General features: G+C 30.0%; 9 protein-coding genes. 5 read left to right on the top strand and 4 right to left on the bottom strand.

What is annotated here, in order from left to right; translation table 11 throughout:
• Positions 1–63: 63 nt before the first annotated feature.
• Positions 64–291 (bottom strand): T9SS type A sorting domain-containing protein, encoded by a 228-nt coding sequence (locus tag IU405_RS15895; protein ID WP_197437561.1) that lies wholly within the window; start codon positions 289–291, stop codon positions 64–66.
• Here IU405_RS15895 and IU405_RS15755 point away from each other — a divergent pair.
• Positions 248–370 carry a hypothetical protein gene (locus IU405_RS15755; RefSeq protein ID WP_262894633.1) on the top strand — a complete coding sequence of 41 codons (123 nt, stop codon included), beginning with the start codon at positions 248–250 and terminating at the stop codon, positions 368–370. The genes IU405_RS15895 and IU405_RS15755 overlap by 44 nt on opposite strands.
• A gap of 258 nt (positions 371–628) precedes the next feature.
• Here IU405_RS15755 and IU405_RS05230 read toward each other — a convergent pair whose 3' ends face one another.
• Positions 629–3,199 (bottom strand): lectin-like domain-containing protein, encoded by a 2,571-nt coding sequence (locus IU405_RS05230; RefSeq protein WP_197437560.1) that lies wholly within the window; start codon positions 3,197–3,199, stop codon positions 629–631.
• A 221-nt stretch (positions 3,200–3,420) separates the two neighbouring features.
• Here IU405_RS05230 and IU405_RS05225 point away from each other — a divergent pair, with 221 nt between their 5' ends.
• From IU405_RS05225 to IU405_RS05210, 4 genes are all read left to right on the top strand, one after another.
• A complete protein-coding gene (locus tag IU405_RS05225) occupies positions 3,421–6,210 on the top strand; it encodes a two-component regulator propeller domain-containing protein (protein WP_197437559.1) in 2,790 nt (929 codons plus the stop codon).
• 42 nt (positions 6,211–6,252) lie between these two features.
• Positions 6,253–6,870: a response regulator gene (locus tag IU405_RS05220; RefSeq protein WP_197437558.1), complete on the top strand. Its 618-nt coding sequence runs from the start codon at positions 6,253–6,255 to the stop codon at positions 6,868–6,870.
• 90 nt (positions 6,871–6,960) lie between these two features.
• Positions 6,961–8,244, top strand: coding sequence for a BspA family leucine-rich repeat surface protein (locus tag IU405_RS05215; RefSeq protein ID WP_197437557.1), 1,284 nt, complete (start codon positions 6,961–6,963; stop codon positions 8,242–8,244).
• A 188-nt stretch (positions 8,245–8,432) separates the two neighbouring features.
• The gene (locus IU405_RS05210; RefSeq protein ID WP_197437556.1) at positions 8,433–9,458 is read left to right on the top strand and encodes an alpha/beta hydrolase family protein; all 1,026 of its coding nucleotides are present in this window, start codon (positions 8,433–8,435) and stop codon (positions 9,456–9,458) included.
• A 129-nt stretch (positions 9,459–9,587) separates the two neighbouring features.
• Here the strand turns inward: IU405_RS05210 and IU405_RS05205 are convergent, their stop codons facing one another.
• Both IU405_RS05205 and IU405_RS05200 read right to left on the bottom strand, forming a co-directional pair.
• The gene (locus IU405_RS05205; RefSeq protein ID WP_197437555.1) at positions 9,588–11,297 is read right to left on the bottom strand and encodes a glycosyl hydrolase 53 family protein; all 1,710 of its coding nucleotides are present in this window, start codon (positions 11,295–11,297) and stop codon (positions 9,588–9,590) included.
• Positions 11,290–12,159 carry a glycerophosphodiester phosphodiesterase family protein gene (locus IU405_RS05200; protein ID WP_197437554.1) on the bottom strand — a complete coding sequence of 290 codons (870 nt, stop codon included), beginning with the start codon at positions 12,157–12,159 and terminating at the stop codon, positions 11,290–11,292. Before IU405_RS05200 ends, IU405_RS05205 begins: the two co-directional genes overlap by 8 nt.
• Positions 12,160–12,170: the final 11 nt, after the last annotated feature.

Below are 12,170 nucleotides of genomic sequence, written 5' to 3'. Positions count from 1 at the left end.
CAAAAAAACCGCAATAATTATTTGTTGCGGTTTTTTGTTTTTGGAAATGTAATTTTGAAACTTCTACTTTTTCAAAAACCGCAATGACTTTTTATGATTTATTTTTACGAAATAAATTCCTTTAGATAAGTGCGCTATTTTCAAGGATTCTGACAAATTTGAACTGCTTTTTTGAAAAATCAAACGTCCATTGATATCATAAATTTGGATTGAAGTGACTCCTGATTCCGATTTAAACGATCGTAAAATGGCAAGTATCAAAACGAAAATAGAAACCAATAAAAATTTCACCTTGTTGGGTGCTTTAAAAGTAAGTTACAACGCGCATCTTGGATGGGAAACTGAGCTAAAAGTAAATAGTATCTATTGATAATCAATTGGGTAAAAAAGTCATTACTTCCAAAAAACTTCTTTACCATTCCTGTCAATTGTTGGATTGTAAATGCATCCGCTGGAATTTCAGTGAAATATGGAAAATTTGTCTTTAAAATCACTACCAAAAAATCATTTATAGAGTTGATTGGTCGAGAGAAGTTGTCAGAAAATAAGGCTTTTGCTTTCTGCTTTCGAATGAAATAGCAGATCAATATAAAAGAAAATATTGATAATATGAATGCTCGATTTTAAATCAACGAATTAATGAAAAGTGCGAAGTAAACAATTTTGGTTTTCCATCATTCCCTAAATATTCTGCTTGAAACCAATAATCGTTAGATGGCATTAATTTGTTATTGAATTTTCCATCCCAACCAAAAAGGCTTGGATTTATGATTGCTACCATTTTACCATATCTATTAAAAATAGTAATCCTAGCTTCTGTTTGATTTTTAAGGCACTCTATATTCCAAGTATCATTTTTATCATCTCCATTTGGAGTAAAAAACTTTGGATATTCTAAAATTTTGAAAGTTTGAATAGCGATGTTACTACACTTTGATAGTTCTCTCACTTTCACCAAATGTTCTCCACAACCAGTAATTCCGCTAAAGCTATTATTAGTTTGCCAAGGCAATTCATCTAATTGATATTCATAACTTCCTGTTCCTCCTTTTACATCTATACTAATTGCTTGATTATCGGAAAAGTCATCTGAATTCATCATAATATCAACAACTAATTCAGTGATTGGTAATACCTCTATTTTTAGTGTAGTTTGGTTTGCGCATTGCCCTAAATTGGGAATAAATGTATACGTTGTAGTCTCTAAATTATTTAATTCTGGAAACCAACTACCTGTAATTTGGTTCTTAGATATTTGAGGAAGTGCTTCTAAAGTTTCTCCTTCACAAATTGGGCTTATACTATCAAAAATTGGCACTATGGGTTCAGTAATAACGATTGTAATGGTCGTTTCTAAAACACAATTCTGACCTTCATCTGGTGTAAATGTATATGTTGTTGTCAATTGATTATTAAGCGCAGGAAGCCAAGTTCCTACTATTCCGTTCGCAGATTGTGTAGGTAACTCATCTAAAGTTTCACCAAAACAACTACTTGTTTTAATATCATCAAATAAAGGCAGTATGTTTGAATTCACAATTATTTGATGAGTGGTACTTAATGCACATTCAAAATCATAAGGTGTAAATGTATATAAAGTAGTAGTGGTATTATTTACTTCAGGAGTCCAAAATCCTTCAACTCCATTATTTGAAATTGAAGGCAGTTCAGCAATATTTTGACCTTCGCAAATTGAACCTTCAATACTAAATTCGGGAATAATTCTTTTTTTAATTGTAATTGCTATACTTATTGAAGAAACACAACTTTCATCAATAGGCGTAAAAGTATATACTTGACTTAGCCCAGCATTAAATTCAGGTGACCATTCACCCTCAATTCCATTATTAGCTATTGATGGGAATTCAAATGAAGTACCTTCACAAATGGTCGTTTCAAAATCAAATTGTGGGATTTCTATCTGATTTACAATAATTTCTAGAAAACCATTCGCAACACAACCTTGATCGGGATTTGGTGTAAATGTATATAATGTTGTAGATGTATTATTTAATGAAGGAGACCAAATTCCTGATATTCCATTGTTGGACATGGTGGGGAGTTCAGTTAATAAATCGCCTTTACAAATTGGTGCTATGGCATCAAAAGAAGGAATTACCAACGGATTTACAATAACTTCTAACGTTGTTGTGGTTACACAAGGATCAGAAAATGGTATAAATGTATAGGTTGTGGTTGTTGTATTATTTAGCTGTGGTGTCCAAAATCCTGTAATATTATTTTTTGAAGTTGTTGGTAATGGGTCTATGATGTCCCCTTCACAAATTGGATCAATACTATCAAAGATTGCTGATTTAAATGAAGCTATTGTAACAGTTACTTCTTCAACAATAACATCACCACAAACATCTTCAATTGTTACTGTATAGGTTGTTGTTTCATTAGGTGAAAAAACAGGATTTGCACTATTTGGATTACTTACGCCATCTCTTGGCGACCAACTATAAGATACACCACTTGCTATAGTTGCGTCAATTTCAGACGATTCTCCTTCACAAATTGTTACATCTTGTAACTGCAAATTATCTACAAATGATACCCTATTTAAACATACTTGATGTAAATTAGAGTTTCCTCCTGTAGAACTAACAAAACCAAAATAAACGGAGTCATCACCTCCAAAAATTGATGCTTTTATGTCCATAGTAATTTGAATTCTTGGAATACAATCAAAATAAACGATCAATACTTGTTGAAGAGCAAACCATTCAATTTTTACTTCATGATCACTACCATCTTCAATATTAGGATTTGACAAACTTGCTTGAACAGGACCTGCCAAATTATTTACTGGATTACTATGATTTGCATCCCCATTTTTCATTATTGAAATATGATCAAAAATTGGATCTCCAAAATCACTATTTTGCCAAGTATCAAACTCAACTATTAATGAAGGTGTGATGCCTTGATAACTCAATCCTCCTCCATCATTTCCCAATTCAGGTTGTGGATTTCCTTTAAAAACCAATGCCATTCCATCAGCACCATTACTATTTTTTGAGCCAAAATTTGCTTGATAATAAATTGCAAAATCCTTTGAAAAATCAATTGGATTGTTATACCAAACACCACCCTTTTGACTTTTAACATCTTGAGTTAATATGTAACAATTATTTCCTAAATCGATAGCATCTCCAATGAGACTAGCATTTATTTGCGCTAAAGCTGTTGGCATGTTTATGAAAAAAACGAAAATAAAAACAAGAAATCTAAACTTCATTTTATACCTGATACTATTTTATTTTTTGAGGTTATAATTGAATTCTCAATTTAATTAATTTTAGTCGAAGTTTAGCCTATCCAAAAAGGGTAGTTTTTTAAAATGACTTGTTTTTTATCAAAAAAACACAAGAGCTATCTAATTTTTTTATTTACTTAGCTACTAAGTATTTATTTATGTGTAAAAAACTAGCCTCAAGTTTACTGATTTTTTTAATTGTTTTTGTTACCTCGGCACAAAACAACTATCAACATTATACCTCTTCAGATGGTTTGCAGCATGATGTAACCTACAATATGATTCAAGATTCTAAAGGCTATATTTGGATTGGGACAGATGATGGCCTGAGTAAATTTGATGGGAAAGATTTTAAAAATTATTCGTTAAAAGATGGTTTGACCTCAAATTATGTGATGGATGTTAAAGAACTTCCTGATGGGAATTTTGCCATCGCAACTTGGGGGGGAGGGTTGCATTTTTTAGAAAATGACACTATTCACAAAGCTCCAAGTTTTAAGGATACAAATGTAAAGTCTTACGAAATTACTTTTTTTGATAATAAATTATATACGGATTCAGGAGTTGAAATTGCTATTTATGATTTAAAAACAAAGCGTTTTCAATCTAAAGTATATGTAAAAAATGAGCAAAATTTTGTTGATGATTTAGAATTAGATGTTGAATATCATAAATTAAAACCTTTTATTATTAATAACAAGGTTTATGTGCATAATCAAGAATTATCAAACGATAATTTTAAAGGAGTCAAAGAGTTATCATCATCATTTAAATTACAGTCCGTTTTTCCGTTTTTATCAGAATTTGAGATTTCATCTGCTTTAGAGATCGAGATAGATTCCTATGTTTTTGCAACGAAAACAACTCTTTTATTTTCTAATAGAAACAACATTCATAAAAAAATTACAATTCACGGAATTAAAGAAAATGAGTTTGTCGTTAAAATTTTAAAAGCTCCCCATGAAAAAAATATTTTTTTGTTAGTTGTAAAAAATGAAAAGGGAGAAAAACGGCTCATTCAATTTAATATTGAGACAAAAAAAACAATGGATTTTAGTCAAATAATTGGATTTAACACAACAATATCTGATGCCATTTTTGATTTTGAAAACAATCTATGGATTTCTACTTTTGGTGACGGAATTTATTGTTTTTACTATTCCAATCCAACAATAAAAACAGTTTTAGAGGGCGCATACATTATTGATATTTTAAAAATAGACTCAACAGTGTATGCTCAAACTTCCTCTAAATTGTATGTGTTTACAAAAGATAGTTTGACGGATAACCTGACAACGGATGGTTTTGCTAAACATTTATCGAATATAAATAATAAAGTTACAGTGTCCTCTTTAAGAGCAAAACCTTCTAAAACGCCTAAATTTAATCTTGTAAGTGGTCGATTTTATAGCAAAACAAAAGGTGGATTTATCAGGCAAGGAGACACACTTTTTATAAATCAAAAACAAGTTTTAATTAGTAATGAGTTATTTGTTAATCTTGTAGAAGAAAAGGAACATTCAATTCATCTATATACAAATAAAGGTAGATGGATGTATGATTTAAAAAATGAAACTTTTACTAGAGATTCACTTTTTCAAATAGGATTGCCATCAGAAAAAATAAATGACGCTATTATAAAAGATAATACATATTATATTGCAACAGATAAAGGGTTGGTTATTAAAAACAAAGATTCTATATCTTTATATAACAATAAAACAGGCCTAAAAAATGAACGAATAAACTGTATTCTTTTAAAAGAAAATACAATTTATCTTGGAACGCAATCAGGATTATCAGTAATTAAGGATTCAAAAGTGTATCACTTTTCAAAATCATTTGGTATTCAGTCTTTGGCAATTCATAAAATTATTGAGCTAAATAATCATTTATGGCTTGCGGGAAATAATGGGATTTCTATCGTAAATTTAAAAGATGTAAAAGCTACAAACCCTCCAAAAATTCATATTTCTCAAAACAACAAAAACTTTGTTTATGAGGTAATTACCTATCAAGATAGGAATGCCATCAACGTTGAATATCAACTAAATAAAAATCAATGGCTTTCATTAAATCCTAATGAAAATAGTCTTGACTTTACCAATTTCGCTCCAAATAAGTATCAAATTCAATTTAGAGTTCAAAACAGTCATAGCGATTGGATGTACAGTTCTATTTTCAATTTTGAAATTAAACCTCCTTGGTATAAAGTATGGTGGATACTACTGCTTTTATTTTTATGTTTTTCATCATTTATAGGTGTTGTTTTTTTAAGTAGATTAAAAGCTGTATCAAAAAGAAATGAGATTCTAAAAAATGAAATTTCTAAACGAATTTTAGCAGAAAGTGAACTTACAGAAGCAAGAGATACTATTGCAAGAGATTTTCATGACGATTTAGGAAATAAATTAGCTAGTATATCATTGCTATCAGAGGTATTATCAACAAAAGTCAAAAAAGAAAATAGTAACATGATAATGACCATAAAAAATGATGCAGATTATTTATATAAAGGCACTAAAGATTTTATTTTTTCATTGCAAGAAAAAAGCAATTATCTGGATGAGCTAAACATCTATCTTACAGATTTTGCTGAAGACTATTTATACCAATTTGGCGTTGATTTAGAAGTTGAATCTACTATTAAAAGCAATATAAAATTACCCTATTATTGGAGTAAACAAATCATTTTTATTTTTAAAGAAGCCATCACAAATATTGTAAAACACGCAAATTCGAATTCAGTAAAGTTTATTTTCAATTGTAATGACACCCATTTAGAGATCAAACTCTCTGATGATGGCAAAGGATTTAAAGAAGGCGCAATACAAAGTAATGGTTTAAAAAACATGAAATCAAGAGCTAAAAAAATTGATTGTGAATTAAACATTACATCAATTCCAAATCAAGGCACAACAATTACGTTTCTAGGACAACTACCTTAAAAGGGTGGTTTTATAATTCGTTTCATAAAGTATTTTTGTAATATGAATAAAGTAGTCATCATTGAAGATAATGTTTCCTTAAGCATTGCATTAAAAGAAGTAATTATTGCTGCTGATAATTTTACAGTTATTCAAAGTTATTTAAATGCTGAAAATGCGATTGCAAATTTTAAAGAAGATAGCCCTGATATTGTTTTAATGGATATTGAATTGCCAAAACTAAATGGTATTGAAGCTACAAAAAAACTAAAGGAATTGAAACCTTCTTTACTAGTTTTAGTAGTAACTGTTTACGAAGATTCTGAAACTGTTTTTGATGCCTTATGTGCTGGTGCTAGTGGTTATCTAACAAAAAATGCCAGTAGTACTCAAATAGTAAATGCTTTAAACGAATTGGTTTCAGGAGGCGCACCAATGAGTATAAAAATTGCACGAATGGTTGTGAGTTCTTTTAAAAAAGAAACCCATGCTGATTTGTCTGAACGTGAAACAGAAGTATTAACGTTGTTATCAACAGGAAAAAGCTATAAAAGTATTGGAGAAGCACTTTTTATTAGCAGAAATACAATCAAATTTCACATAAAAAATATTTACGATAAATTGCAAGTAAACTCAAAAGAAGAGGCGCTTAAAAAAGCCAATGAACAAAGATTAATTTAATTCCAATTTAAAAAACTACCCTATTTGGGTAGATGCTCCAGTTTCCTATTCCTATAGATTTGTTTAAGAATTTTTAAACGAAGTCTATTTATGAAAAAAATATTACTAACATCAGTAATTTTATTAAGTATTATAACACTTAATGCTCAAACCGAATTTATTACCACTTGGAAAACCGATAACCCAGGAACTTCAAATTCATCATCCATAATAATCCCAACATTTCCTGGGGAAACATATAACTACGATGTTGATTGGAACAACGATGGTGTTTATAATTTGGTAGATATTGGTAAAACAGGAAGTGTTACCCACGATTTTGGAACACCAGGTACTTATACGATTAGAATTAGAGGAACTTTCCCTAGAATTTATTTTAATGGTAGTGGTTCTACTGGACTTGGTGATAGCCGAAAGCTTATTTCAATTGATCAATGGGGAACAATTTCTTGGACATCAATGGAATATGCTTTTAGCGGTTGTTATAACCTTCAAGTAAATGCCAATGATGCACCAAATTTAAGTGGTGTTACAAGTTTGGAAGGAATGTTTCTAGGTAATTTTATAAATTTAAATCAAAACTTCAATAATTGGGATACTTCAACAATAACTAATATGAGTCGCATGTTTACAGATGCACATTCTTTTAATGGAAATATAAGTAATTGGGATACATCAAATGTAACGAATATGAGTTCGATGTTTACAAATGCTTTTGCTTTTAATCAAAACCTTAATTGGGACACTGGTAAAGTTGTAAACATGCAAGGAATGTTTTCTAATGCTTCTTCATTTAATGGTGATATTAGTTCATGGGATACATCTTCTGTAACAAATATGACCTTAATGTTTTCACAAGCATCTAATCCTAGTTCTTTTAATCAAAATCTGGGAGGTTGGAATGTAGAAAATGTAACTGAATTGTCTGGTATGTTTAATGGAGTTACTCTTTCAGACGCAAATTACGAAGCCTTATTAATAGGTTGGAATTCTCAAAACTTACAACCCAACTTAAACTTTGATGGTGGTAACTCTCAATATTGTACACAAGCAGCAGCAGATGCAAGAGCAAATATGATTGCTTCTGATGGTTGGACAATTACTGATGGTGGTGCATGCTCAGCATTAAGCACTGAAAATATTGATCTTGAATCGGTTTCACTTTATCCTAATCCTTCTAGTTCAAAAATAGCAATTAAAGGTCTTACTGAAATTGCTAAAATTTCAATTTTTGATATCTCAGGTAAACAAGTGTTTAGTGCACGAAACCACAACAATGAAGTTATAAACATCACGAACTTTAAACCAGGCTATTATTTAGTGAAAATTCAAAATTCAAAGGGTTCAAAAACTATAAAAATATTGGTTGATTAGTACTTCTTAAGTATTTAATTTAAGAGCATACTTTTTAAAAAGTATTCTCTTTTTAAGAATTATATACTAGCTAAACTTTCATAAAACAATATTAAATAATTCGAAGCTTTTGTAACTACTACCCTTTTTGGGTAGTTTGATTATTGACTAAATTCGTTAAATTTGAAATACTAATTTCTCAAAACAAAATGACATTTTTAATCAAACTGAATACTCTAAAAAAAACTTTTTTATTAATCTTATCTCTACTTTTTGCAATTTTATCTATTGCACAAAAAAGTGCCGAAGATTTTGGTTACAGACATTTAAAATTAGAATATGAAAAAGATACCGTTCATATTTTAGTCAAATCAAAAAAAGGAGAAGAACTCAATAAAAAACCCATCATTTTTGAAGTACAAGGATCTACTGCTGTCCCTCTTATTGTGTATGATGGAGAGCGTCAAGTATCCTACGTTTCTATATGTGAAGGGTTTGTAGAAAATGAATATCATTTAGTATTAGTTAGCAAACCTGGACTTCCTTTAATTGCTCATAAAAACGAACTTACTAAAGGGAAATATAAAGAACCAAATACAAATTCCTATCCAGAAAAATATTTGGAGAATAACAATTTGGAGTATTACGTAAAACGTAATAATACGGTATTTAATTTTTTAAAAAAGCAAAAATGGGTGGATACCACAAAAGTGGTAGCAATTGGTCATTCTGAAGGAAGTACAATTGTAGCCCATATGGCTAATAAAATTGATGGTATTACGCATCTTATTTATTCAGGAGGAACACCCTATTACTCTAGAATCTTAGCCATGGTGCAACAAGACAGAAGAAGAGAGCTTCAAGAAGATACAGAATTTGCACAGGATGTTTATGATTATTGGGAAGACGTTATAAAGTACCCATTTGCTTTTGATAGAAATAAAGGTTGGAATACCAATTATGGGTCAATTTCTTTTTCTCAAAATGAAAATGATATTTTAAAACAGTTAAAAATTCCGATTTTAATGTCTTATGGCACACTTGATGAAGGCGCTCCTTTTGTTGATATGTTTCATATAGAAACCATGAAAGACAGGCATACTAATTTTACATTTAAAGCGTATGTAGGACTAGATCATTACTACAAAAATGTAAATCCAAATTCAAAAAATCTAAATGAAGATAGTCTTTCAAAGGTTGTAAATGATTGGCTTCATTGGATAAAAATAAATTAATAAAATAGTTGAGTTTATAAAACCCACATCAAAATATATCATAATTCTTGTTTTTAATCGGGGGATTAAAATCAATGAGTGGAAAATGGTTCTGAAAAGAACCATTTTTTTATTAAACAGTTTTAATATTTAATTTTTGATAAATTTTATTGTTTCTTCATTATTTATTCTTAAAAAATAAACACCTTTTAAAAGGTGAGAAATTGAGAAAGATATTTCTAATTTTCGAGAATTTATTTCTTGAATCAAACGTCCATTCATATCATAAATTTGGATTGATTTCAACACTTCATTCAATGATTGAATTTGTAAAATTTCGGAACTTGGATTTGGAAAAATCTTGAAAGAATCGTTTTTTTCTGAGGTGATTTCATCAATATTCAGTGTTGATTTGTCAATAAAAGCATCCATTGCAATTGACGGACTTCCATCTTCATCCCAAGCGCCTTTTGAATACGAATTCCAGTTTTTATGCGCAATAGGTTCCCAATAAAAAACACCCAAACCATTGGCTTGTCTTGTTTTTTCAATAATGTACGTTAAAAATTGATGAGAAATATCAGGTCTTGTACTAGAAAAACCAACTTCAACCATCATCACATCTTTAGTATATCTCGTTTTCATATCCAACATATTGTTATAGGTGTTATTGACCATAGAAATCCAATTATTTTCATCAGGATATAAAGACATTCCAATGATATCAAATCTGTTAAAAACCATTCCGTTATTCAGTAAACCATCAATATTCCATCGAAATAAACCATTTTCATTGCCACTAGCAAGATGTAAAATGGTTTTTATATTGGTGTTGAAAGTTTTTACAGCATTGGTTCCAGCATTTAAAAATTTCGCATAATTAGCAAAACCACCTGTGGAAGCTTTTCCAGTATTCCATAACATTCCATCATTAGTTTCATTGCCAATTTGAACCCATTTAGGTGTAATTCCTTTTGCAGATAAAGCAGTTAAAATATCGGTTGTATGATTGTAAACGGCTGTTTCTAATTGAGAAACTGAAAAATTTATCCAAGCTGCAGGTTTTGTTTGTTGACCAGGATCTGCCCACCAATCACTGTAATGAATACAAATCATCACTTCTAAACCAGCAGCTTTTGCGAGTTCAGCTTTGGCAACCAAATCGTCAATATCACACCAACCATTTGCTTGCGAAACATCAGGATTTACCCAAACTCTCAATCTTACAGCATCCAAATCATATTCTTTTAACAAAGGCATCAATTGTTTTGAAACACCATTATTATCTTTCCAAATAATACCATTTGATTGCATTTCTGTCATCCAACTAATGTCTGCACCTTTGCTAATTGGGTTTGTGCTGAACGTATAATTTTGGGTATTTTGAAGTACCAAAGCTGGAGTATTCCAATGACCTGCCCAAGCATTTTCAGTCCAACCTCCACTTTTATACAAGGTTGCTTTTACTTGATAATAATTTCCATTTGGCAAATCAGAAGTTAATGGATTGCTACTTCCTACAAAAAAACTAACAGATTTTTGAACTTCATTTCCTGTTTGTTGATTTAGCAGAGTAACACCATCAATCGTTTTAACATAGGAATTATTTGAGTCCAATATTTCTAAACCAATATAAATATGATTTCCAGATGAACCAACTTCGCTAGAATATTTGAAATTTATGGTCAAAGTTGCTCCTAATAAAGGACTTACTTCAAGCGGATTTTCATTAAAAGAAGAAATTTCTATGGATTGAGAAAATAGTAAATTGGGGAAATTCAAGCAAACAAACATCAAAAACCAAAAGAAAGGAAACTTTTTTTTAGTTGTTATTTTGTGAAGTAAGGTTTCATTATTCATGTAAATTTAATTTTTGTAAATACTTGATTAATAATACTGGATGATCTGTTTGAATGATTGCAGGACGAAGTTCAATTATTTTATTCATTGATGCAGTATTATTTTTTTCAAACAGCTTATCCACATGCCATAAACTATTCATAAACACTTGAATAGCATTCTTTTTTGCCCAATTCATGTTTTCCGAATTTAATGATTTCTCATCAAAATGTTGAAGTTTTGATGTAATATTTTTAGCATAATACATCATTTCTTTGCTGTTTGAAACTAAAGGTAATACAGCATAAGTTGCATCAATTGCTAAGATTTCTGCGATTTTTTTTCGATCCCAAATAAATGAAAACACGTCATTTTGCATCTTGTTTTCTTTTAATTGTTGATACAGTTTTGAAATTTCCACATTTTTAATGTCTAAATTCAGTATTATTTTATTTTTTGAAATTTCTAAAACCTCTTGCAAAGTTGGGATTTTATGAGTTGTTACAGAATCATTCATCACAAGAAAAAGATTGCTTAATTCCGCAAATGTAAAATCGCGAATATATCCAGTTCCATTGGTTGTCCTATCAATTTTATTGTCGTGCATCAATACAAGAACGCCGTCTTTTGTGGTGTTAACGTCGATTTCAACAATGTCTATTTTTGCTTCAATTGCTTTTTTTATGGATTCTAATGAGTTTTCTGGCGCAAATTTGTGGTAAGCTCTATGTGCACAAACTAAAATTTCCTTTTCAGTTCTTTTCTGAATTTTTTGAATTACAGTACTTTGAATTTTGGAATTTTCGGATTTTTTGATGGTGTTTTTAACTTCCGAACAAGAAAAAAATGTAAAAAATAAGAGAACAAACGAAATTTTATACATGTACTATTTTT

Source organism: Polaribacter sp. BAL334 (assembly GCF_015767435.1).
In the GTDB taxonomy this organism is placed as follows: Bacteria; Bacteroidota; Bacteroidia; order Flavobacteriales; family Flavobacteriaceae; genus Polaribacter.
The sequence above is the reverse complement of the archived record's forward strand: the minus strand, read 5'-3'. Positions and strand labels throughout refer to the sequence as shown.

Coding starts and splice junctions, on each gene's coding strand:
- IU405_RS05210 (WP_197437556.1), top strand. CDS start 8,433: ATGACATTTTTAATCAAACTGAATACTCTAAAAAAAACTTTTTTATTA.
- IU405_RS05215 (WP_197437557.1), top strand. CDS start 6,961: ATGAAAAAAATATTACTAACATCAGTAATTTTATTAAGTATTATAACA.
- IU405_RS05220 (WP_197437558.1), top strand. CDS start 6,253: ATGAATAAAGTAGTCATCATTGAAGATAATGTTTCCTTAAGCATTGCA.
- IU405_RS05200 (WP_197437554.1), bottom strand. CDS start 12,159: ATGTATAAAATTTCGTTTGTTCTCTTATTTTTTACATTTTTTTCTTGT.
- IU405_RS15755 (WP_262894633.1), top strand. CDS start 248: ATGGCAAGTATCAAAACGAAAATAGAAACCAATAAAAATTTCACCTTG.
- IU405_RS05225 (WP_197437559.1), top strand. CDS start 3,421: ATGTGTAAAAAACTAGCCTCAAGTTTACTGATTTTTTTAATTGTTTTT.
- IU405_RS05205 (WP_197437555.1), bottom strand. CDS start 11,297: ATGAATAATGAAACCTTACTTCACAAAATAACAACTAAAAAAAAGTTT.
- IU405_RS05230 (WP_197437560.1), bottom strand. CDS start 3,199: ATGCCAACAGCTTTAGCGCAAATAAATGCTAGTCTCATTGGAGATGCT.